The organism is Brevundimonas sediminis, from assembly GCF_048799765.1.
Classification (GTDB): domain Bacteria; phylum Pseudomonadota; class Alphaproteobacteria; order Caulobacterales; family Caulobacteraceae; genus Brevundimonas.
This window is the reverse complement of the sequence record NZ_JBLYQK010000016.1, coordinates 39,949-62,193: the sequence shown is the minus strand read 5'-3', so window position 1 is coordinate 62,193 and position 22,245 is coordinate 39,949. Positions and strand designations below refer to the sequence as shown.

The 22,245-nt window shown below is 68.3% G+C and carries 23 protein-coding genes; 18 read left to right on the top strand and 5 right to left on the bottom strand.

The features are described 5' to 3' along the window. Positions 1-93: 93 nt before the first annotated feature. The 4 genes from ACLQ7T_RS10510 (at position 94) to ACLQ7T_RS10495 (ending at position 3,336) form a co-directional block, all read left to right on the top strand. Complete coding sequence (locus ACLQ7T_RS10510; protein WP_420479387.1) at positions 94-588, top strand: DUF2059 domain-containing protein; 495 nt, start codon at positions 94-96, stop codon at positions 586-588. 111 nt (positions 589-699) lie between these two features. Beyond that, positions 700-1,134, top strand: a complete 435-nt coding sequence (locus tag ACLQ7T_RS10505; protein WP_420479386.1) for an NUDIX hydrolase — start codon at positions 700-702, stop codon at positions 1,132-1,134. Between the two features lie 53 nt (positions 1,135-1,187). Continuing rightward, positions 1,188-2,990 carry a M3 family oligoendopeptidase gene (locus ACLQ7T_RS10500; RefSeq protein WP_420479385.1) on the top strand — a complete coding sequence of 601 codons (1,803 nt, stop codon included), beginning with the start codon at positions 1,188-1,190 and terminating at the stop codon, positions 2,988-2,990. A gap of 103 nt (positions 2,991-3,093) precedes the next feature. Next, a complete protein-coding gene (locus ACLQ7T_RS10495; protein ID WP_420471865.1) occupies positions 3,094-3,336 on the top strand; it encodes an aa3-type cytochrome c oxidase subunit IV in 243 nt (80 codons plus the stop codon). Positions 3,337-3,506: 170 nt separating this feature from the next. On the opposite strand, the gene mdoH is transcribed toward ACLQ7T_RS10495, so the two are convergent. Beyond that, positions 3,507-5,411 carry a glucans biosynthesis glucosyltransferase MdoH gene (mdoH, locus tag ACLQ7T_RS10490; protein WP_420479384.1) on the bottom strand — a complete coding sequence of 635 codons (1,905 nt, stop codon included), beginning with the start codon at positions 5,409-5,411 and terminating at the stop codon, positions 3,507-3,509. A 184-nt stretch (positions 5,412-5,595) separates the two neighbouring features. Continuing rightward, positions 5,596-7,374 (bottom strand): acyltransferase family protein, encoded by a 1,779-nt coding sequence (locus tag ACLQ7T_RS10485; protein ID WP_420479383.1) that lies wholly within the window; start codon positions 7,372-7,374, stop codon positions 5,596-5,598. A 119-nt stretch (positions 7,375-7,493) separates the two neighbouring features. Here ACLQ7T_RS10485 and ACLQ7T_RS10480 point away from each other — a divergent pair, with 119 nt between their 5' ends. From ACLQ7T_RS10480 to ACLQ7T_RS10435, 10 genes are all read left to right on the top strand, one after another. Continuing rightward, on the top strand, positions 7,494-8,627 hold the full coding sequence (locus ACLQ7T_RS10480) for a Re/Si-specific NAD(P)(+) transhydrogenase subunit alpha (protein WP_420479382.1): 1,134 nt from the start codon (positions 7,494-7,496) through the stop codon (positions 8,625-8,627). Then, positions 8,624-8,884 carry a hypothetical protein gene (locus ACLQ7T_RS10475; RefSeq protein WP_420479381.1) on the top strand — a complete coding sequence of 87 codons (261 nt, stop codon included), beginning with the start codon at positions 8,624-8,626 and terminating at the stop codon, positions 8,882-8,884. The genes ACLQ7T_RS10480 and ACLQ7T_RS10475 overlap by 4 nt, the downstream gene beginning before the upstream one ends. After that, positions 8,881-9,438, top strand: a complete 558-nt coding sequence (locus ACLQ7T_RS10470) for an endonuclease domain-containing protein (RefSeq protein WP_420479380.1) — start codon at positions 8,881-8,883, stop codon at positions 9,436-9,438. Before ACLQ7T_RS10475 ends, ACLQ7T_RS10470 begins: the two co-directional genes overlap by 4 nt. Next, a complete protein-coding gene (locus tag ACLQ7T_RS10465; protein WP_420479379.1) occupies positions 9,439-9,768 on the top strand; it encodes an NAD(P) transhydrogenase subunit alpha part 2 in 330 nt (109 codons plus the stop codon). Continuing rightward, on the top strand, positions 9,765-10,076 hold the full coding sequence (locus ACLQ7T_RS10460) for a hypothetical protein (protein ID WP_420479378.1): 312 nt from the start codon (positions 9,765-9,767) through the stop codon (positions 10,074-10,076). The genes ACLQ7T_RS10465 and ACLQ7T_RS10460 overlap by 4 nt, the downstream gene beginning before the upstream one ends. Then, the gene (locus ACLQ7T_RS10455) at positions 10,073-11,503 is read left to right on the top strand and encodes an NAD(P)(+) transhydrogenase (Re/Si-specific) subunit beta (protein WP_420479377.1); all 1,431 of its coding nucleotides are present in this window, start codon (positions 10,073-10,075) and stop codon (positions 11,501-11,503) included. The genes ACLQ7T_RS10460 and ACLQ7T_RS10455 overlap by 4 nt, the downstream gene beginning before the upstream one ends. Continuing rightward, on the top strand, positions 11,500-11,901 hold the full coding sequence (locus ACLQ7T_RS10450) for a hypothetical protein (RefSeq protein ID WP_420479376.1): 402 nt from the start codon (positions 11,500-11,502) through the stop codon (positions 11,899-11,901). Before ACLQ7T_RS10455 ends, ACLQ7T_RS10450 begins: the two co-directional genes overlap by 4 nt. A gap of 57 nt (positions 11,902-11,958) precedes the next feature. After that, positions 11,959-12,387, top strand: coding sequence for a hypothetical protein (locus tag ACLQ7T_RS10445; RefSeq protein WP_420479375.1), 429 nt, complete (start codon positions 11,959-11,961; stop codon positions 12,385-12,387). Between the two features lie 36 nt (positions 12,388-12,423). Then, positions 12,424-12,843, top strand: a complete 420-nt coding sequence (locus tag ACLQ7T_RS10440) for a DUF1801 domain-containing protein (RefSeq protein WP_420479374.1) — start codon at positions 12,424-12,426, stop codon at positions 12,841-12,843. 64 nt (positions 12,844-12,907) lie between these two features. Further along, positions 12,908-14,005 (top strand): acyltransferase family protein, encoded by a 1,098-nt coding sequence (locus ACLQ7T_RS10435; RefSeq protein WP_420479373.1) that lies wholly within the window; start codon positions 12,908-12,910, stop codon positions 14,003-14,005. Here the strand turns inward: ACLQ7T_RS10435 and ACLQ7T_RS10430 are convergent. Continuing rightward, positions 14,002-14,226, bottom strand: coding sequence for a hypothetical protein (locus ACLQ7T_RS10430; RefSeq protein WP_420479372.1), 225 nt, complete (start codon positions 14,224-14,226; stop codon positions 14,002-14,004). The genes ACLQ7T_RS10435 and ACLQ7T_RS10430 overlap by 4 nt on opposite strands. Before the next feature lie 89 nt (positions 14,227-14,315). On the opposite strand from ACLQ7T_RS10430, the gene ACLQ7T_RS10425 reads away from it, so the two are divergent. Both ACLQ7T_RS10425 and ACLQ7T_RS10420 read left to right on the top strand, forming a co-directional pair. Continuing rightward, positions 14,316-15,305, top strand: a complete 990-nt coding sequence (locus ACLQ7T_RS10425; protein WP_420479371.1) for a helix-turn-helix transcriptional regulator — start codon at positions 14,316-14,318, stop codon at positions 15,303-15,305. A gap of 65 nt (positions 15,306-15,370) precedes the next feature. After that, complete coding sequence (locus tag ACLQ7T_RS10420) at positions 15,371-16,789, top strand: hypothetical protein (protein WP_420479370.1); 1,419 nt, start codon at positions 15,371-15,373, stop codon at positions 16,787-16,789. Positions 16,790-16,792: 3 nt separating this feature from the next. Here the strand turns inward: ACLQ7T_RS10420 and ACLQ7T_RS10415 are convergent, their stop codons facing one another. After that, on the bottom strand, positions 16,793-18,226 hold the full coding sequence (locus tag ACLQ7T_RS10415; protein WP_420479369.1) for a helix-turn-helix domain-containing protein: 1,434 nt from the start codon (positions 18,224-18,226) through the stop codon (positions 16,793-16,795). A 154-nt stretch (positions 18,227-18,380) separates the two neighbouring features. On the opposite strand from ACLQ7T_RS10415, the gene aceA reads away from it, so the two are divergent. Together aceA and ACLQ7T_RS10405 are read left to right on the top strand one after the other, a co-directional pair. Beyond that, a complete protein-coding gene (gene aceA / locus ACLQ7T_RS10410) occupies positions 18,381-19,661 on the top strand; it encodes an isocitrate lyase (RefSeq protein ID WP_420479368.1) in 1,281 nt (426 codons plus the stop codon). A 29-nt stretch (positions 19,662-19,690) separates the two neighbouring features. Continuing rightward, positions 19,691-19,900, top strand: a complete 210-nt coding sequence (locus tag ACLQ7T_RS10405) for a BAR domain-containing protein (protein ID WP_420471880.1) — start codon at positions 19,691-19,693, stop codon at positions 19,898-19,900. 29 nt (positions 19,901-19,929) lie between these two features. Here the strand turns inward: ACLQ7T_RS10405 and ACLQ7T_RS10400 are convergent, their stop codons facing one another. Beyond that, entirely contained in the window at positions 19,930-22,230 is a 2,301-nt protein-coding gene (locus ACLQ7T_RS10400) for an ATP-binding protein (RefSeq protein ID WP_420479367.1), read from the bottom strand. Between the last annotated feature and the right edge of the window lie 15 nt (positions 22,231-22,245).

The following is a 22,245-nucleotide window of genomic DNA, read 5'->3' as shown; positions in this document are numbered from 1 at the left end:
AGCCACGGCTCCCGGAAAGCGGGTTGTGCAGGTCGATTCCATTTGCGGTGGCCGGTCCGGGCGGCGAACATTGGTCGTCTTCAGGGGAAAGTCATGCGCGTTCTTGTTCTTGTCGCCGCCGTTTTCAGCCTCTGCGCCGGCCCGGCCCTCGCCCAGGATGCGGCCCGCGAGCGCCAGCTCGACCTCGCCGGTCGCTATCTGCAGCTGACCCAGGGAACGGACGCGACCAAGATCATGCGGGGCTATCTCGACGAGGCCTACGGTGAGATGGATCTGCCGGATGACCAGAGAACCTGGCTGGCGGACCAGTTCAGCACGATTTTCGAGGAGGCCCTGTCCATCGCGATCGGCGAGGTGCGGGCCGAGGTCGCCGACACCTTCACCGCCGCCGAGCTCGAGGCCGCCGTGGGCTTCTACGAAACCCCCATGGGGCGTTCGATCGCGCGCAAGAACCTGGAAGCGGGCATGGCGCTGCAGCAGGCGATGATGCCGTACGTCCTCGAAAGCGTGACGTCCCTGAGCGAGAAATTCTGCCTGCGCTTTGACTGCACCGAACTGGGCGAGGCGGCGGCCAAGTCGCGCCATTGACGCAAATTATCCGTATCCTGACGACTCAAGACCCGCCGACGGCGGGTGCGGGGATGGGGTGAGGTCGACCTTGGGGTGCGGGAATCGGACGGTCGACGGGACGTCGGGCTGATGGCGAGCGACGTGATCCGGACCGAGCGGGCCGAGCGGCGTCAGGTCGCGGCCCTGCCGTGGCGGCAGGGGGCGGAGGGGCTGGAGGTCCTGCTGGTCACCTCGCGCGAAACCCGCCGCTGGGTGACGCCGAAGGGCGGCCGGATGCCGGGCCTGACCGATGCCCAGGCCGCTGCCGTGGAGGCGCTTGAGGAGGCCGGGGTTGAAGGCCGGTTGTCGGACACCCCCCTGGGCACCTTCCGCTATCTGAAGGTGCTCAAGCGTCGGGCGGCGCGCTGGTGCGTCGTCTCGGTCTATGCGCTGGAGGTCACGACGGTGCACGCGACGTGGCAGGAACAGGGTCAGCGCGAGCGTGTGTGGATGTCGGCTGAGCAGGCGGCCGCCTGTGTCACCGAGGCCGATCTGGCGGCGATCATTCGCGGATTTCGCGGCTGAGCCGTCGCGCCAGGCGGTTGCGCCGGCGCGCCCGCATCCCCACAACGAAGGGCATGAACGCCCCCTTCAAGACCCCCGCCGATCCGCTGGACGCCCCACTGTGGGACCTGTCCGATCTCTACAGCTCGCGGGAGGACGCCCGCATCGAGACCGACCTGGCGCGGGCGCGGGCGCTGGTCGGCGAGCTGAATAGCCTTCAGGGCCGGCTGGCGGCGGCGCAGGGCGATGCGGCGGTGCTGGGGGAGCGGCTGGACCGGGCGATCACCCTGTACGAACAGGCGTCCGACCTGTTGGGCGGGCTGGGGGCCTATGCCTTCCTCGCCGCCTCGACGAGCCGAAACGATGCGGCCGCGCAGGGCTTCGAGGCGACCGTGCGGGAGAAGATCACCGCCATCGCCACGCCGACGGTCTGGGTCACGCTGGAGATCAACCAGCTGGAGGAGGCCGCGGTCGAGGCTGCGCTGGCCGCCCGTCCCGCCGCCGCGCGCTGGGCCCCCTGGCTGCGCCGCACGCGGGCCATGAAGCCGCACGAGCTGTCGCAGGAGCTGGAGACCTTCCTGGCCGAACGGATGCCGATCAGCGCGCAGTGGCCGCGGCTGTTCGACGAGACCCTGGCGGCCCTGAAGGTGAAGGCGGGCAGGGACGAACTGACCCTGGCCGAGGCGCTGAATCGCCTGTCCGATCCGAAGCCCGCCCGGCGCAGGTCGGCAGCCGAGGGGCTGGATGAGGCGCTGGGGGCCAAGGCCGCGACCATGGCGCTGGTGCTGAACACCGTGGCGGCCGACAAGGCGCTGGAAGACAGGTGGCGCGGCTTCAGGCGACCCGCCGACGCGCGCCACCTGTCCAATGAGGTGCACGGCGAATCCGTGGACGCCATGGCCGAGGCGGTGGCCGCCGCCTATCCGGTGCTGTCCCACCGCTACTACGCCCTGAAGGCGAAGGTGCTGGGCAAGCCGAAGCTGGATCAGTGGGACCGCAACGCCCCGCTCGCGACCACAGCCCCGCGTGGCTACGACTGGGCCGCGGGCAAGGCGCTGGTGCTGGAAAGCTTCGGTGACCTGGGCGGCGAGTTCGCCGACCGGGCGCAGGGCTTCTTCGACAAGCCGTGGATCGACGGCAAGGCGCGGCCGGGCAAGCAGTCGGGCGCCTATGCCCACCCGGTGACGTCGGATCGCCATCCCTACGTCTTCCTGAACTGGATGGGCGAGCGACGCGATGTGCTGACACTCGCGCACGAACTGGGACACGGGGTGCACCAGACGCTGGCGGCGGGGCAGGGCAGCCTGCTGGCGGATACGCCCCTGACCCTGGCCGAGACGGCCTCCATCTTCGCCGAGGGGCTGACCTTCGACCGCCTGTTGAAGACGGCGCCGGAGGCCGAGAAGCGCGGCCTGCTGGCCGGGCGGATCGAGGACGGGCTTAACACCGTCGTCCGCCAGATCGCCTTCCACCGTTTCGAGACCCGCTTCCACGATGAGCGGGCGAAGGGCGAGGTCCCGGTCGAACGGATCGGGGAGATCTGGCTGGAGGAAATGGGCGGCTCGCTGGGCCCGGCGGTGACGCTGAACCCCGGCTATGAGCACTGGTGGAGCTACGTCAGCCACTTCGTCCACTCGCCCTTCTATGTCTACGCCTACGCCTTCGGCGACCTGCTGGTGGCGGCGCTGATGGAGACGCGGGCCAAGGACCCGGCGGGCTTCACGCCCCTGTACCGCCAGTTGCTCGCGGACGGCGGATCGAAGGGCTATGTCGAAGCCTTGGCGCCGTTCGGGTTGAACCCGCGCGACCCGGCCTTCTGGACCATCGGGACCAGGCGCCTTGAGCGGCTGATCGACCAGTTCGAGGCCCTGGTCTGAGTGGGCGCGGAGCGGAGCGCCGAAATCACGCGTCCCGCTTGAGCCTGCGCGCCGCAACGCTATAAGGGCGGCGAACCCTTTCTTCCGAATCCGGACCCGACCTATGGCTGACCCTCACGCTCACGACGACTACGTTCGCGGCAGCATGGAAATCCAGGAACAGAAGTCGACCTACGACCTGTTCATGGTGCTGTCGAAATACGGCTCGCTGGCGATCGGCGCCGTTCTGCTCTTCCTGACCCTGACCTTCATGTACGGCGGCAGCTGGCTGGTCGGCGCCGGCGCGGCGATCGTGCTGCTGGTCGCGGGGATCTTCTTCCTGCGCTCGCCGAAGGCGAAGCACTGACATCTGCGTCCCCGCCCGTGCGCGGGCGTCGACGTTGACGGATCAAGGAGCCGGGCTGTTCTCGCAGCCCGGCTTTTTCGTGCGCGGTCCCGGCCCCGGATACGACAACGCCCCTGCGCCGGGGGCGGCGAGGGGCGTTGGATAGCGGCGGAAGCGACGTGGAGCGCCGGTCAGGCCCCGGCGACGGCGCGCAGGGCCGAGGCCTGCGGGGCGCTGGGGATGGTGCTGACGCTGACGCCCGCTTCGTCCGGGACGGCCAGGAAGCCGGCCTTGGCGGCGGCCTCGCCCAGGCTGCGGCGCGAGGTCAGGACGACGATCGGCGCGGACAGCAGCAGGGGCAGGACCACCGGGGCGAACCAGGTGACCAGATCCGGGCGGAAGCCCAGGCCGATGCAGAACAGCAGGCCCGTGCCCATCTGCCAGCGCATCGAACGGAAGGCGTCGGCCCAGCTGACGCCGTCGGCGTCGCGGTCCTGGGCATGCCAGCCGGCGTCGTGGCCGGCGGCGATCTGCAGGATGGCCTTGGTGTTGGCGACCATCATGATCGGGGCGATCAGGGCCGAGAGCATGATCTCGACGGCCATGCCGCGCGCGATCCGCTTGCCGCCGCCGAAGGCGCGACGTTCCCGCGGACGGCTCATGACCAGCAGGCCGCCCATGACCTTCGGACCGATCAGCAGAACGCCCGACAGCAGGGTCGCGAGCATGAAGGGCGAGAACTCCGGGTGCAGCAGATAGGCGAAGGACGACCAGTCGGTCGGATACTGCAGCTGGATGATCATGCCGGCGATCAGCGACGCCAGCCACAGCGGCGACGAGAAATAGGCCATGAAGCCCATCGCCATCTGCACGCGGTTCATGACGGTCATGCTGCGGGTCTTCAGCAGGCCCAGGTGCTGCATGTTGCCCTGGCACCAGCGGTGATCGCGGCGGATGAAGTCCAGCATGGTGGACGGGGTTTCCTCGCAGCTGCCGTCCAGGGCGGCGGTCACGTGGACGGCCCAGCCGGCGCGGCGCAGCAGGGCGGCCTCGACGGTGTCGTGGCTCAGGATGGCGCCGCCGAAGGGCTCGCGCCCCGGCAGGATCGGCAGGTGGGCCGTCGAGGCGAAGGCCTCGGTCCGCAGGATGGCGTTGTGACCCCAGTAGCTGGCCTCCGACCCGGCCCACCAGGCCAGGCCCGCGGCGGCGACGCGGCCGTACAGGCGCACGCTGAACTGCGAGATGCGCGCGAACAGGGTCTGGCCCTTGATGATGGTCGGGGTCGTCTGCAGCAGGCCGATGCCCGGGTTGCGTTCCATGGCGTCGACCATCCGCAGGATGGTTTCGCCGGCCATGGTCGAGTCGGCGTCCAGCACCAGCATGAACGGATAGGCGGCGCCGAAGCGCTGGGTCCATTCGGCCAGGTTGCCGCACTTCCGCTCGATGTTCTTTTCACGGCGACGGTAGAAGACGCGGCTGTGGGCGTGGGCGCGGAAGCCCAGATAGGCTTGACGCTCCTGATCGGCGGCCTCGGCGCGGGTCGAGTCGCTCAGCACGAAGATGTCGAAGGCGTCGGAGACGCCGAGGCGGGCCAGCGAGCTGTCGATCACCGACAGGCGCGCGAAGGCGGCGCGGGCGTCCTCGTTGTACAGCGGCATCAGCAGGGCGGTGCGCTGGCCCGGCTCCGGCGGATGGGGGGCGAAGTCCAGATCGTCCTGCTCACGGCCGGTCAGCAGCACCCAGAAGCCGATGGCGGCGCTGGAGAACCAGCAACCAATCGCGGTGATCAGCACGCCGAAGATGCACAGGGACACCACTTCCAGGGTGTCGAAACCGTTGCGCGCGAACAGCGCCATCGGCGCGATCAGCGCCAGGGCTGTAACAAAGGCGGTCAGACCGGCCAGCGCCAGACGACGCCCGGCGACGTTGACGGGCGAGGTGGCGGGGGTGGGAACCTCGGGGGTGGCGTCCCAGCTGTTCAGGGACTGACGCGGCATGGCCAGAGGGGCTTCCTCGGGCAGCCAGGTCCAGGCCGGACGCTCGTCAAGGCCACTCGGGGCGTTGGCGGCGTCGATCCGGATCGCTTGATGGGTCATGCGTCGTTCCAGGCCTTTGTTCCGACTGCCGGCGCGAGCCGGAGGGACTTGTTGCATTGCAACACGGCACACAATGTCGATCACTTCCGCGCGATTTTCAATCACGCAATGGTGAAGAGTCGAAGAAAAATGTGAGCAGGCCGATAGAGCGGGGCTTTGCGGAGCGTGGCCGTAGAGGCGGTCCTCAGGCTTCGTCGGGGTCTCCGGCGCTGTGCGCCTTCAAACGGCGGTCGAGAACCCAGGCGGCGATTCCCACCCAGCCGACGAGGATGATCGCATAGGCGCGCTCCCACCAGCCGACATTGGCGTCATTGACGGCGCCGGGCAAGACCAGGTGGCGGGTCAGGACCGTGAGCACGGCCATGGCCACGAACACCACCAGAAGGAAGATCTTCAGCCGCCGCAGGTTCATGTGCTTCCACAGCCCCCAAAGCAGCAGAAGGGGCGCCAGCTGGATGCCCAGTCCCAGGTTGATGGCCATGTGCCGGGGGTCCGGCCACGGGTAGAGGCTGGAGGCCGACAGGCCGATGCCGGCCAGGATGAAGACGCCGGCGGTCAGGGCCGCCACGACCCGACCCCCGGTCAGGGCGTGGATGGCCAGGCCGAAGCCGACGCCCGCCGCCATGCACATGCCGCCCGCCAGGAAGACGCCGCCGTTGAAGATCAGGGGCGCGGGCGCCGCGGCGCCGCCCAGTTCGCTCAGATACTGGGTCGCATGGTTGAAGCCGGGCCAGGTCGCCACCCCGATGAGGACGGCGGTCAGCGCGAGGACGGGCGCGGCCATGCCGATCCACAGGAGACGCCGACGCCGGTGGTAGCGCGCCCGCCCGGGCGGAACGGGCAAGGGCTTCAGGCCCCAGACCGGCCGGATCACCGGGATGCGGCGGACGATCTCGTAGATCAGCAGGCTGACGCCGAAGGTGATCCCGACAAGCGACAGCGCCTCGACCGGCGCCGGGAGATGGGCCGGACGGATGAACCAGACCGCCACGACCAGCACCGTCTGGTGGGCGAGATAGAGGGGGAAGGTGGCGTCCACCAGATAGGTCAGGGCCGGGCCGGAGGCCTTGCGCAGGTAGCGGCTCCCGTAGCCCAGGATGGCGGCGATCATCGCCCACTGATCGATCGCGAAGACGATGGCGCGGGGGATGCCGAACCACGTCCCCCCGCCCGGATGCCCGGCCTGCAGCATCATGATCGGCAGGGCGATCAGGGCCACGCCGGCGAACAGCCTGCGCCGCCGCTCCAGCTCGGCCCAGAACGGCTCGTGCCGGACCAGCAGGAAGCCGAACAGGAAGGCGCCCAGCGACAGGAAGTGGTTGTAGAAGTCCCAGCTCAGCTTGTTGGTGATGCCGAAGATCGGGAACAGCACGATCCGTATCACGATCAGATAGACCAGCGGCACGACCACGATGCGCCAGCCGGCCGTGCTGCGCGCCAGCCAGGCTTCGGCCCGCTCCACGAGGCCGGGGATGGTGGTCAGGCCGATGGTGATGGCGCTGTAGACCGTGATGTAGACGACGAACCACAGGTGATTGACGGGCACGCCGTTGGCGAGGCCGGACGGGCTGAATTCATGCCAGAGCCAGTCGGCGAAATTGCCGGTGAAGCCGCCCTTGTCGATCGCCTCGGTGAAGGACTGGATCGGCACCAGCACCAGGGCGCCGAAGATCAGGGGGGGCAGCAGCCGTTCGGCGCGCGCGCGCAACGTCCGGGCGGGCGACCGACGCACCGTCATGAAGCGCAGGGCGGCCCCGGAGACGAGGAACAGCAGGGTCAGCCGCCAGGGATTCGTCAGCAGCAGGGCTTCGTGCAGCCAGCCGAAGGTGTGGGCGCTGTGGACGTGCCAGTCATAGGGCGCATAGGCCAGGGCCACATGGTAGAGGATCAGCAGGCCGAAGGCGGCGACCCGGATCCAGTCCAGGTCGTTGCGGCGCGAGACGGGGGCGGAGGCGACTGACACGTCGCGTCTATGGTCGAGCGCGCGCCGCCTGTCCATGCGTCCACCTTCATGGCGCATTTTGACGGCCTGCTCCGGAACAGCCTAACGTCGCTCGCTGAGGAAACGAGGGAGGGATTCGCTTGGCCGTCGCCATCGCCGTGACCCGCGAACGCCGTGAAGGCGAGACGCGCTGCGCCGTCACTCCCGAAACCGTGAAAAAGTTGATTGCGCTGGGCGCAACCGTGACGGTCGAGGCCGGAACCGGCGCCGGCTCGTCCATTCCCGACGCCGACTATGAGGCCGCGGGCGCGACCGTGGCCAAGGACACCAAGGCGGTCCTGACCGGGGCGGACATCCTGCTGAAGGTGCGCGGCCCGACCGCGCAGGAGATCAGCGCGCTGAAGCCCGGCGCGATCGTTGCGGCCATGCTGGATGGGTATCGGGAAAAGGACACGGTGCAGGCCCTGGCCGGGGCCGGGACGACCGCCTTCGCTATGGAGTTCGTGCCCCGCATCACCCGGGCGCAGGTGATGGACGTGCTGTCCTCGCAGGCGAACCTCGCCGGCTATCGCGCGGTGATCGAGGCGGCTTTCGCCTACGGCAAGGGCTTCCCGATGATGATGACGGCGGCCGGCACGGTCGCCGCGGCCAAGGTCTTCGTCATGGGCGCGGGCGTCGCGGGGCTGCAGGCCATCGCCACGGCCCGGCGTCTGGGCGCGGTGGTCACCGCCACCGACGTGCGCCCGGCCTCGAAGGAACAGGTCGAGTCTCTCGGCGCCAAATTCGTCGCTGTCGAGGACGAGGAGTTCAGGGCCGCCGAAACCGCCGCCGGCTACGCCAAGCCGATGTCGGCCGAATACCAGGCCAAGCAGGCCGAACTGACGGCCTCGCACATCGTCAAGCAGGACGTGGTCATCACCACGGCCCTGATCCCCGGCCGTCCGGCCCCCCGTCTGGTCACGGCCGCCCACGTGGCCTCGATGAAGCCGGGCTCGGTGATCGTCGATCTGGCCATCGACAACGGCGGCAATGTTGAAGGGGCGAAGCCGGGTGAGGTCGTGACCACCCCGAACGGTGTCCGGATCGTCGGCTGGTCCAACCTGCCGGGCCGGATCGCAGCGGACGCCTCGGCCCTCTACGCCCGCAATCTGGTCGCCTTCGTCGGCCTGTTCGTGAAGGACGGCGCGCTGGCGGTCGATCTGGAGGACGAGATCCTCAAGGCCTCAGTGGTCACCAGCGGCGGGGCCGTGGTGCATGAGGGGGTGAGGGGATGAAGGCTGTTCTTGGCTATCTGCACAAGACGGTCCGGATCGCCATCGGCGCCGTGGGAGCGATTGCCTTCCTGATTGCCGGAGGGATGGGCATTGTTGTCGCCTTCGGGCAGCTGGCTTCCAAATTGTCAGGCTCTACGTTCGGTAGTGAGGCCAATGACGCTGTCGCCTATTTGCTGGTCGCCTTCTTCGGCGGGCTCGCCTACCTGCTTTCGTCGATAGATCATCGACTCGAACAGAAGCGGGAGGCGGCGGGATGATCGATACATCGACTCCCTTCCCCCTCGACGGGGGAAGGGCCGGGGATGGGGGTGCGCGCGCCGGCTTTGCGGAAGATGGACCGAAAGGCTTCGTCGACGACGCCTCCTGCGCCAATCCTTTAAACGACGGCGCGAACACCCCCACCCAACCCTCCCCCATCGAGGGGGAGGGCTATTCGCGGTTCGAGCGATCTGACGCCAAGACGGCCAGGATTGTCCGCCGGGCGCGCGTTCTGAGAGCCAAGCCGACGTGGACCGAGGCGAAGCTTTGGCAACGGCTGCGAGCCTTGCCGGTACGCTTCCGCCGTCAGGAGCCGATGGGGGCGTATGTCGTGGATTTCGCGTGCCATCGCGCAGACCTCGTGATCGAGGTGGACGGCGGCGTACATAGTCTTCCCGAAGTGGCGGTTCGTGATCTCGAACGCGACGCCTGGCTGGCGAGCCAGGGCTATAGCGTGCTTCGCTTTTCGACGCGGCAGATCGAGGATGACCTCGACGGAGTTTTCAGCGCGATCCGCGACGCCGTCTCAAACCGCCTGCGAAAGGTGATCTGAATGGAACACGTCGATCCCACCGTCTTCCGGCTGGCCATCTTCGTGCTGGCGATCTTCGTCGGCTACTACGTGGTCTGGAGCGTCACGCCGGCGTTGCACACGCCGCTGATGGCGGTCACCAACGCTATTTCCAGCGTCATCATCGTCGGCGGCCTGATCGCCGCCGCGGCGACCGCCTCAGGCGGGGACGGCTGGATCGCCAAGGGGGCCGGCGTGGCTGCTGTCACACTGGCCAGCGTCAACATCTTCGGCGGCTTCATGGTCACGCGGCGCATGCTGGCCATGTACCGCAAGAAGGAGAAGCCGAAGCCGGGAGCCGCCGTCTCGTGAACCCGGCCGCCGCCAGCATCGTCTTCTGGATTTCCATCGCCGGACTGGCCGTCGGCGTGGTGCTGTGGGCGTGGTCCTTCAACGAGAAGCACCCGATCCGTCGCCTGCGTCAGATGGATTGCGGCACGGTGCTGGTCTTCTCGTCGATCCTGCTGCGCTTTGTGGGGCAGGGAAAGCCGATGGGGGTGATCGACTGGGCGCTGGCCCTGCTGTCGCCGCTGTTCATCGCGGGGGCGCTGTGGCGGCTGTCGCGGACGGCCTGTCCGGCCCGCGGGCCGATGAAACATAACAAGGGGGGACTGGAATGAACGCATCCATCGCGGCGCTGGCCTATCTGGTCGCGGGCGTCCTGTTCATCCTCAGCTTGCGCGGACTTTCCAGTCCCGAGACCAGCCGTCGGGGCAATACCTTCGGCATGATCGGCATGGCCCTGGCTGTCGGCGTCACCGTGCTGACCCTGTGGACCTCGGGCGCGCTTGATCTGTTGACCGCAATCCTGATCGTCGGCGGCGTGGTGGTCGGCGGCGGGGCGGGGGCGTTGATCGCGGGTCGGGTGCAGATGACCCAGATGCCCCAGCTGGTCGCCGCCTTCCATTCGCTGGTCGGCATGGCCGCCTGTCTGGTCGCGGTGGGCGCGGTCTATGCGCCGGACAGCTTCGGCATCGCCACGGTGGCCAGTTCGGGGGCGGTCGGCATCAAGACCCTGTCGATCATCGAGCTGAGCCTCGGCGTCGCCATCGGCGCCATCACCTTCACCGGCTCGGTCATCGCCTTCGCCAAGCTGAACGGCAACATGAGCGGCGCGCCGATCATCCTGCCCGCCCGGCACCTGATCAACATCGCCCTGGGCCTGGCGCTGGTCCTGCTGATCGGCGTGATGATCGGCTCGGGCGGCACGGCCGTCTGGGCCTTCTGGGGCGTGTTCGTGATCGCCCTGATCCTCGGCGCGACCCTGATCATCCCCATCGGCGGCGCGGACATGCCGGTGGTCGTCTCGATGCTGAACTCCTACTCGGGGTGGGCCGCGGCGGCGCTGGGCTTCACCCTGGAGAACATCGCCCTGATCATCACCGGGGCGCTGGTTGGATCGTCGGGCGCGATCCTGAGCTACATCATGTGCAAGGGCATGAACCGCAGCTTCATCTCTGTAATCCTTGGCGGTTTTGGGGGCGGTGATGCCGCCGCAGGCGCCGGCGGCGCGGTCGAGACCCGCCCGGTCAAACAGGGCTCGGCCGAGGATGCGGCCTTCATCATGAAAAACGCCTCCAAGGTCATCATCGTCCCCGGCTACGGCATGGCGGTGGCCCAGGCCCAGCACGCCCTGCGCGAAATGGCGGACAAGCTGAAGGAGGAGGGGGTCGAGGTGAAATACGCCATCCACCCCGTCGCCGGCCGCATGCCGGGTCACATGAACGTCCTGCTGGCCGAGGCCAACGTGCCCTATGACGAGGTGTTCGAGCTGGAGGACATCAACTCCGAGTTCGGCACCTGCGACGTGGCCTTCGTGATCGGCGCCAACGACGTGACCAATCCGGCGGCCAAGACCGATCCGCAGTCGCCGATCTTCGGCATGCCGATCCTTGACGTCGAGAAGGCCGGCACCGTCCTGTTCATCAAGCGCGGCATGGCGGCGGGCTATGCGGGCGTCGAGAACGAGCTCTTCTTCCGCGACAACACCATGATGCTGTTCGCCGACGCCAAGAAGATGGTCGAGGGGATTGTGAAGGGGCTGTGAGCCTCCCGCCCAAGATCTACATCCGCTTCGTCTGCTTCCAGACCGTCGGCCGCCAGCGCACCAGGCTGGGCCTGTTCAAGGCGATCGACGAAGCGGTCGAGAGCGAGCATGCCGAAAGCTGGGCGATCGCCGAGGCGCGGCAGCAGTGCGGCTGGTTCAACGCCAATCTCGCGATCCCCAAACAGTTCTCGACCGGCGGGCACAGGGGCTTTGGTCAGCCCGGGCTGTCATGGTTCAAGCCGTCCGCGGCCGAGCACATTCAGCGTATGCATGCGCTGAAGGTGGCGCTCGAGGCCTGCGGCGTCCACGTCGAGGTGCTGACGACGCGCGACCCGGGCCTGATCGTCTGGCAGGATGAACATCAGGTGGTCGCCGAACCGCGCGGCCGGACGTTCTGATGTTGAAGTCAGGAACGATCAGTTCGCGCGATCCCGACGAACGATCAGGCTGAGCTGATGAAATGGATTCCTGCGCTCGCGACGCTTCTTCTTCTGTCCGGTTGCAGTCCGTCGCCCTTCGATCTCAAGGTGTCGGGTTCGCTTGAGCAGCCGGTGCTTGAGATGCGGCGCAATGACGGGCTGATCCGCGGCGAGGGCGTCTGTTTGCAACAGGTCCATATGGTGGCTGCGGCGCACGGGCTTTGGGCGCGGACCGTGCCGGATGAACAGGCGACCTGGCGGCTCACCAACCCTGGCGGCGGATGCACGACCCTGCGGCGTCTGACCTATGGCCAGCCGGTTCAGGGCCTTCTCACGGCGACGGCGCCCCGGCCTCTTTCCGCCGGCGTGCGCTACGAGATCTGGGGCGAGGGGGCGGGCGGTCTCCGGGCTTCGGCCGTCATCCTGTTTGAAAACGGCGCTTGGCGGCTGGTTGCGGAGCGCTAGTCTTCGCAGGAACCGAAGGCGGAAAAGGGAAAGACCATGCCCGCTGAACCCAAGACAAGGCCCACCGACGTCCCTGTCCCGGACTTTATCGCCGCCGTGGAGGACCCGCGCCGCCGGGCGGATGCGGAGGTCGTCAGCGCCCTTCTGGCCGAGGTGTCCGGCGAGCCCGCCGTCATGTGGGGGCCGTCCATCGTCGGCTACGGCAGCTATCGCGGCCCCACCGGAGACTGGCCCCTCGTCGGCTTCTCGCCGCGCAAGGCGCAGCTGGTGCTCTACATCATGCCGGGTTTCGCCGATCAGGCGGAGATGCTGTCCCGGCTGGGCAAGCATTCCATCGGCAAGTCGTGCCTCTACATCAAACGGCTGGACGATGTGGACCTGGGCGTCCTGCGGGAAATGGCCGCCCGCTCGGTGGCGTGGATGCGCGAGAAATACCCGCCTTCAGGGCTGGCGTAACAAGCCACTTTCGCGCGTTCGCGAGCGGCGCTAACACCCGTTCGTGAACACGTCCCCGCATCCCGTGAATCCCGTCCACCGACGCTTCGAGGCGCTGGATTCCCTGCGCGGGGTCTGCGCCATCCTGGTGGTCATGTTCCACATGCCGGTGGCCAGCCACTGGCGGGACTGGGGCCTGATCCAGCACAGCTACCTGTTCGTCGACTACTTCTTCGTCCTGTCCGGCTTCGTCATCGCCCATGCCTATTCGCAGCGGCTGAAGACGTCGCAGGACGCGGGGCGGTTCATGGTGCGCCGCCTGGGGCGGGTCTGGCCGCTGCACGCGACGGTGCTGGCCGCCTATATCGGTCTGGAGCTCTGTCGTCTCTGGTTCCAGATCGACAGCGCCACGCCCTTCACCCGGGACCGGTCGGTGGAGTCGATCTTCACCAACCTGTTCCTGATCCAGGCCTACAACATCCACCCGTCCCTGACCTGGAACGGGCCGTCCTGGACCCTGAGCGTCGAGGTCGGCTGCTATGTGGTCTTCGCCCTGCTGCTGCTGGCCACGCCGAAGGTCTGGCGCTGGATCGGGGCGGTGCTGGCGGTGATCGGCGCGGTGATCGTGCTGACGCAGGCGAAGCGCTACATGAACACCACCTATGACTTCGCCTTCCCGCGGGCGGTCTATGGTTTCTTCCTGGGCAGCCTGCTGCAGGGCCTCTGGACCGCGATCCCGCGTGTGAAGGGCCGGGCCGCGACAGCGCTGGAGATCGCGACGGTGATCGGGGTCTGCGTCTTCATCGGCTATGCGACCGGACCGACGACGGTGCTGGTGACCCTGCTGTTCATCGCGGCGGTCTGGGTTTTCGCGGGCGAGGACGGGGCCCTGTCGCGCCTGCTGGACACGAAGCCGCTGGTCACCCTCGGCCGGTGGTCCTTCGCCATCTACATGGTGCACATGTTCGTGCTGGTGGTGACCCTGATCATCGCCCGCAAGCTGGACTGGGTGGTCGAGCGCCGGATCGACTTCGGTTCGGTCTGGCTGAACAACCTGTTCGGTCTCGCCCTGTTCGGGCTGATCGTGCTGCTGGCCATTCTGGCCCATCGTTTCATCGAACAGCCGGCCCAGCGCCTGATCGACCGCTGGACACGGCCGAAGACGGCCCCCGGGACGGCCTAGGCCGCCATCCGGAAGTCGACCGACGGGTCGAAGGCCGGGCGGGCCTCGTCCCACAGGGCGTCCTCGTCGGCGTACCGGGCCGACTGGCGGGCGTCGATGACGTCGATCACCTGCTCTTCCAGACGATCCCAGATGACGGCCAGGCCGGCTTCGGCCTCGCAGGGGACAATCAGGTAACGGCTGGCGGCGACCTGGGCGGCGGGATCGAAGAGGCGGGCCATTCTGGAACTCCGTGGAGCGGTGTGTCTGTCGATAAGGAGAGGTCTAAAACAGCGTTGCGTCATTTTTGGACGTATGCTCTGGTCCGCCCATGAGATTTGACAAGGCGGCCCTGGTTCTCGAGCTGGCGCGGCGCATGGCCGCCAGCGCCGAAGGCGTGACCATGGAAGAGATCATGCGCGAGACGGGCACGGCCCGACGCACGGCCGAACGGCTCCGGGACGCGGTGGTCACCCTGTTCCCGCAGGCGGAGGAGGTGTCGGACCCGCCGTTCAAGCGCTGGCGCATCCGCGGCGGCCTGTCGGCTTTTGAACAGGCCCCGACGGCGGAGGAGCTGATCGAGCTGACCCGGGCGGCGCAAGGGCTGCGGGCGACCGGCGAACCGGCCCGGGCCGAGGCGCTGGAAGGCCTGGAGCGCAAGCTCAAGTCGGCGGTTCGATCCACCACCCTGAACCGTCTGGCGCCCGATCTGGAGGCGCTGGTGCGCGCTGAGACCCTGGCGGTTCAGGCCGGCCCGCGCGCGACCGCGGACGAGGTGGTGCTGGCCGAGGTGCGGCAGGCGGTGCTGGCCGGCCAGCCGCTGGGCTTCATCTACAGCCGGCCCGGCGCCGAGGCCCGCCGGCGGGTCATGACCCCCTGCGGCCTGATGTTCGGCCGCGCCAACTACCTGGTCGCCGCCGAGCGCGACACCGGCGCCATCAAGACCTTCCGTCTGGACCGGATGAGCGCGGTCAAGGCCGAGCCCGGCGTGGCGGTCCCCCCGGCGGACTTCGACCTCCAGGTCTTCGCCGGCCAGTCCTTTGGCATCTATCAGGACGCCATCGAGGACGTCGTCCTGCGCATCAGCTCCCAAGGCGCTGACGAGGCGAGGGGCTGGCGCTGGCACCCGACGCAGGCGATCGAGGACCGGCCGGACGGGAGCGTGGAGGTGCGGTTCCGCGCGTCCGGCATGCGCGAACTGGCCTGGCACCTGTTCACCTGGGGCGAGCAGGTCGAGATTGTCGCGCCGGAGCGGCTGAAGACCGTCATGGCGGAGGAGCTGGCCGCCGCCTCCCGCGCCCTCGCGCGGTCGCAAGCGTGACGAAAGCGTAAGCTGACGTCCGCGCGGCCTCGCCGCTACGCTTCGGTCATACAGGGGATTTGCCGATGCGTTCGATCATTCTGGCCGCCGGCGCGGCCGCCGTTCTGCTGGCCGGTTGCGCCACCTCGTCGCCGCCCATGGAGCTGGAAAGGCCTGTCCCCCTGGCCACGGTCGCGCGTGACGGCGACCGGTGGAGCGCGGACTTCGTCCTGCCCTCGGATTCGCCAGTCTGGGTTTTCACCCGCTCCGCCCTGGCGCGGGAGAGCGGCAAGCCCTGGCGGGACGGCCAGTGGTCGGTCGAGACGCCGGGCGTGGTGCTGGAGCGTCGTGGCCATTTCGACATCCTGCGCGCCGTGGACGGCGGCGCTGTGCCGCGCAGCCTGCGTATTCGCATGACGCCCAGGGCCGAGGACCTGATGGCGGACTATGATCCGGCGCTGATGTTCACCGACGGGTCGGCGGCGATCTATTCCGGCCATTTCAACGTCTTTCCAATGGGGTCGATCGAAGAGGTCGAGGCCCTGCCGATGGATCTGAACGAAATCCAAGTCGAAGCCGAGACTTCGCGCATCACCTGGCGCGACACGGCGGGGCCGGTGCTTCTGCAGGGGGAGCGCCGCAACAATCCGACCTCGGAGCAAGGCGGCATATACGTGCTGTTCGGTGCGGCGGAGCTGGTCGACAGTCCCCGGCTGGCCACGGTGATTGATCCCGGCCTTCCGACCTGGATGGGCAACGAGATCAAGACCTTCGCGCCGCGGATCGCGGGCTATTACGCGGAGCGGCTCGGGCCGGGCCAGACCGACAAGCCGACGATCATGGTCAGCTGGAACGGGCCGACGCCGCAACTTCGCAGCATGGGCGGCAGCGTCCTGCGCGGCATGATCATCATGGCCTTCGAGGGCGATAACGTCGTGACCGAGTCCACCGACATGCGCGATCACGCCCGCTGGTTCATCGGCCACGAGAGCGCGCACTTCTGGCTGGGCCAGACCGTCCGCTACGAGTTCACCCGCGAGGCGTGGATCACCGAGGGCGGCGCCGACCTGATGGCGATGCGGGCGCAGGCGGCGCTGAGCCCGACCTATGATGTGATGACCGCCCTGCAGGAGGAGGTCGACGACTGCACCACCCTGGCGGTCAGGCCGGTGGCCTCGGCCAACCAGCGTAGCGAGCACCGCGCCTACTACGCCTGCGGCGCCGTCTTCGCCCTCGCCGCCGAGGCGGCGCAGAAGCGGGCGACCGGCGGGGACTGGTTTGATTTCCTGAAGGGCCTGATCGACTCCAATCGCGATGACGGCAAGGTCAACCGCGAGGAGTGGCTGGAGGCCCTGCTGCAGGTCACGGGCGATCCGGACGTGCGCCGCGAGATTGATACGCTGCTGGATGAGGGCGCGCCCGACCCGGCCGTCCTGATCGCCCGCCTGTTCGACCGCACGGGCGTGGCCTACCGGCTGGACGGCGGAAAGGTGAAGCTGGTCTGACGGTCAGCCGGCGTCCTGCACGAACGGCCAGGGGCTGACGGACTTGGACCAGTCGTCCACCGCCGGGGCGCGGTCCACCGGCGGGGCGGCGCGTTCGGCGCAGGGGTGGCGGTGGCACAGGCGACAGGCGGGGCCGATCGGCGTCACCTCGGGCGCGGCGAGGTCGAGGCCGCGGGCGTGGATCAGACGGCGGGCGTGCTTGAGCTCGCACCCCAGACCGATGGCCAGGTCATGGCCCTCGGTGAAGGCGTCGCGGCCCTGACGTTCGACCGTGCGGGCCAGGGTGAACCAGCGACCGCCGTCCGGCGTCTCGATGATCTGGGTGACGACCCGGCCGGGCGTGCGGAAGGCGCTGTGCAGGCGCCAGCGCGGGCAGGCGCCGCCGAAGCGGGAGAAGGGGAAGGCGCCCGAGGCGAAGCGCTTGGAGATGTTTCCCGCCTGATCGACCCGCATCAGGAAGAAGGGCACGCCGCGCGCCGTCGGCCGCGACAGGGTGGTCAGCCGGTGGGCCGCCTGTTCGAAACTGACCCCGAACCGCGCCTCCAGCCGGGTCAGGTCATAGCCGGTCGCCTCCGCAGCGGCCTGGAAGGCGCCGTAGGGCATCAGAATGGCCGCCGCCAGGGTGTTGGTCAGGGCGACCTTCAGCACCCGGCGCGTCGCGTCGTCCGGCATGTCGGCCGCGGCGACAAGGGCGGTCAGTTCGGCGTCATGCTCGGCCAGGGCCAGCTGGAAGGCGACGGCGAAGGCGCGGGAGGAGGGCCCCAGGGTTTCGGACAGATGCAGCCGCTTGCGGTGCGGATCGTAACGACGCGTCCACTCAACCATTACATCGTCAGGCAGGGTGCGGACGGTCAGGCCGTGACGGGCCTGCAGTCGGGCGCGGGCGCGGGTCTCGAAGGGTTCACCCGGCGTTTCGGCCTCCAGCGCGGCCGCCAGCGTTTCGCCCAGCGCGTCCAACTCGGGGAAATGGTTCTGGCGGGCCTGAACGAAGTCGCGAACCCGGTCTGCCGGGGTCTCGCCGCCACCGCCGGTGCCCGTGATGTCCGCCTCGGCCCGTTCGCGCGCGCGGCGATCACTGAAGGCCCGGTAAAGGCGCAGGACGGCGTCGGCGACGGCGGGCTGGTCCTCGGCCAGCTGGACGATCTCGTGACGGGGCACGGAAAGCCCCTGGAACACGGGATCGGCGAAGGCCTCGGACAGGGTGGCTTCCGACGCCGGTCCGCCCGACTGGCCCAGCGTCCGCAGGTCGACGTCGTAGGTCTCGGCCAGACGCAACAGCAACTGGGCCGAGACGGGACGCTGGTTGCGCTCGATATGGTTCAGATAGCTGGGGGACACGCCGAGGTCGCCGGCCATGGCCGTCTGGGTCAGGCCCAGATCCCGTCGCAGCCGCTTCAGGCGGCCGCCGAGAAACAGCTTGCGGTCGGCGGTGTCCATGTCCGCAGAATGTCACAAAATGACTTAACGGCAAGTGTCATGTTATGACTCAATGACGCGAAACAAGCGCCTGCAGCTGTGTTGTTTGTGACATTGACGTGTTTCCTTCCTGTGACCCGCCGCGCATCGACGGCCCACAGGACAGAGACCCGCCATGACCACCTTCGCCGATCTGGTTCCGTCGCCCCAAGGCCGCTTCGACGGCATTGAGCGCCCGTACACCCCGGAAGACGTTCTGCGCCTGCGGGGATCGGTGCCGATCACCCACACCCTGGCCGAACGCGGCGCCAACCGCCTGTGGGAGCTGCTGCACAGCGAGCCCTTCATCAACGCCCTTGGCGCCGTCACCGGCAACCAGGCCATGCAGATGGTCCGCGCGGGCCTGAAGGCCATCTATCTGTCGGGCTGGCAGGTCGCCGCCGACGCCAACACGGCCGGCGCCATGTATCCGGACCAGTCGCTGTACCCGGCCAACGCCGCGCCGGAGCTGTGTCGCCGCATCAACCGCACCCTGCAGCGCGCCGATCAGATCGAGCACGCCGAGGGCGGCGCCAAGCGTGACTGGTTCGTGCCCATCGTCGCCGACGCCGAGGCCGGCTTCGGCGGCCCCCTGAACAGCTTCGAGATCATGAAGGCCTTCATCGAGGCGGGCGCCTCGGGCGTTCACTTCGAGGACCAGCTGGCGTCGGAGAAGAAGTGCGGCCACCTGGGCGGCAAGGTTCTGATCCCCACCCAGGCGCACGAGCGCAACCTGATCGCCGCCCGCCTGGCCGCCGATGTGATGGGCACGCCGACAATCACGGTCGCCCGCACCGACGCCGAGAGCGCCCAACTGATCACCTCGGACATCGACGAACGCGACCGGCCCTTCATCGACCGCGAGAACCGCACGCCGGAGGGCTTCTTCCGCCTGAAGGAGGGGACCGGCCTGGAGCACTGCATCGCCCGCGGCCTGAGCTACGCCAAGATCGCCGACGTCCTGTGGTGGGAGACCTCGCACCCGGACCTCGATGACGCCCGCAAGTTCGCCGAGGCGATCCAGAAGGAGCACCCCGGCAAGCTGATGGCCTACAACTGCTCGCCGTCCTTCAACTGGAAGGCCAAGCTGGACGACGCCACCATCGCCAAGTTCCAGCGCGAGCTGGGGGCGATGGGCTACAAGTTCCAGTTCGTGACGCTGGCGGGCTTCCACAGCCTGAACAACGGCATGTTCGAGCTGGCCGACGGCTACCGCGATCGCGGCATGGCGGCCTATTCCGAGCTGCAGCAGCGCGAGTTCGCCAACGAGGCCCGCGGCTACACCGCCACCCGCCACCAGCGCGAGGTCGGCACCGGCTACTTCGACCAGGTCGCGACCGTCATCTCGAACGGCCAGTCGTCGACGACCGCCCTGAAGGACTCCACCGAAACCGCGCAGTTCGTCGCGGCCGAATAGCAAGGCTCAAACGCAAGGAGAGTGTGATCATGGAACCGCTGCAAACCCCGTCGGCCATCATCGATTTCTGCCTGGCCCCGCTGAACCTCGACAGTCAGACGGAGGCCGAGCGGGAGGTCCGTCGGCGGCTGGAGCATGTGCTGAAGACCTTCCGGTCCAGGCTGGCCCAGCCGGTCAGCGTCGACTTCTCGAAGATGCCCTCACAGGTCATCAACGAGGCGGCGCACGGCTACGAGTAAACCCCCCTGGGGGGCGATCGCCGCCCTGATCAGGCGGCGATCGCGTCCCTGGCGGCGCGGGGCAGGGAGATGACCAGCTCCAGCAACTCGCCCGCATCGAACGGCTTGGCCAGGTGGCGATCGGCGCCGGCGGCCTCCGCCGAGGCGATATGCTCAGGCAGGGCGTTGGCGGTCAGCATGATGATGGGTGTCCGGGCCAGGCCCAGGGCGGCTTCGTGCAGCCGGATTTCCCGGGTCGCGGTCAGCCCGTCCATGACCGGCATCTGCATGTCCATCAGCACCAGGTCGTAGTCGCCGTCGCGGGCGGCGTTCAGGGCCTGGGAGCCGTCCTCGACCGCGGTCAGGTCGATGTCCGCCTGCGCCAGGATCATCTCGACGACCTTGCGGTTGACGGGGTGATCGTCGGCCAGCAGCACGCGCAGGCGACGATCCTCGCCGGCGGCCAGGGCGGAATCGTCCGCGGCGTTGACGACCGGCGCGTCGGCGAGGCGCAGCGGGACCGTCAGGATGAAGCAGGAGCCGCCGCCCGGCTCGCTCTCGCAGTCCAGTTCGCCGCCCATCATGTCGGCCAGCTGGCGGGAGATGGACAGACCCAGACCCGAGCCGCCGAACTTCCGCGTGATGCCGCCGTCGGCCTGTTCAAACCGGCTGAACAGGCGGGCGCGGGTCTCGCTGTCGAAACCGATTCCGGTGTCGTCGATCGAGAACTGCAGGGTCGGCTTGCCGTCACGGACCGGGCCGGGGAGGGCGGTCAGGGAGACGAAGCCCTGTTCGGTGAACTTCACGGAGTTGGAGACCAGATTGGTCAGGATCTGCTTCAGTCGCACGACGTCGCCGGCGATCCAGCGATCCACTTCCGGGGCGACCTCGACGAAGAACTGCAGCCCCTTGTCCCGGGCCGAGGTCTCGTACAGCTGGGCGGCCTCGCGGACGGCGCGGCCCAGGTCGAACGGCTCATCCGTCAGTTCCAGCCGGCCGGATTCGACGCGGGCCAGGTCGAGGATGTCGCTCAACAGGACCTGCAGGGTGCGGCTGGAGGACTGGATCAGCTCCAGCATCTCCTGCTGGCGGGCGTTGAGGTCGGTGTTGGCAAGGGCCTGCGCCACGCCGATGACGCCGTTCAGCGGGGTCCGGATTTCGTGGCTCATATTGGCCAGGAACTGGCTCTTGGCGCTGTTCGCGGCCTGGGCGGCGTCACGGGCTTCGGCCAGGGCGCGGGCGTCGCGCTTCAGCTCGGTGATATCGGTGCAGATGGTGACCGTACCGCCGGCCAGGGTCCGGCGATCGGACACCCGAAGCCAGCGATCGCCGGCGATGCGCTGCTCGATGGTGGTGGCCCGGGCGGCGCGCGTCGCCATCCGTTCCTCGACCCATTCCTCCTCCCGGCCGACAGCGTCGGCGTAGAGGCCTTCGCTCAGGCCGATGTGCAGGATTTCACGGAAGGTCGTTCCCCGCTGCAGATTGGACGACAGCTCGGGGTTCACCTCGGCGTAGCGGGTGTTCCACAGCACCAGCCGGTCCTCGCCGTCATAGAAGGCGAGGCCGTCCGGCATCGCCTCGATGGCCTGACGCAGCTGGCCGAGGGCGCTGGCGCGGGACATCCACCACATCCAGATGGCGATGGCGGCCACGGCAATGATGCCGACGATGATCCCGGCCAGCACCATGGTCATCACGCCCGGCGACACCGTAAACGACGTGACGTCGGCGCCCATCCGGGGCTCGAGGCTCATGGCGCTCATCGCGCCGAAATGCAGGATGACGATCGATACGGCCCCGCAGGCTCCCGCGGCGAACCGTCTCCAGCCCGCCCGACCGTACAGGAAGGCGGCGCTCGTCGAGGCGAGCAGGATGCCGCCCAGAACCGACAGCGCGACCAGGTCGGCGCGCCAGACGATCAGTCCGGGCAGGTCAAGCGCCGCGACGCCGAGGAAATGCATCGCCGCAACGCCCGACATGGCGATCGCGGCGCCCAGTCCACGAGCGACAGGCCCGTTGCGCGCGAGGGTCACCAGGCAGGCCAGGCCGATGCTGGCGAAGGCCATGAAGAAGGAGCTGATCGTCGCCCAGACGGCGTAGCGAACCTCTCCGCCGGCATCGTAGCCCTGCATCGCGAGGTAGTGGGTGGCGAAGACGGACAGACCGCCGGTCATGGCGGACAGCATGGCGAGATTGCGCCGCCGGGCGCCGATTCCCGCACGGGCCCGGCCCAGCAACTGATACGCGGTTCCAACGCCGAAAACGCAAACGATTCCAGCGGCGAGGGTCCACCGCCAGTCGTGCTGGAACGCGATGCAGTAGAGAATACTGTCCAAAAGGGCCCCCTTCATCGGACACTATCCGGG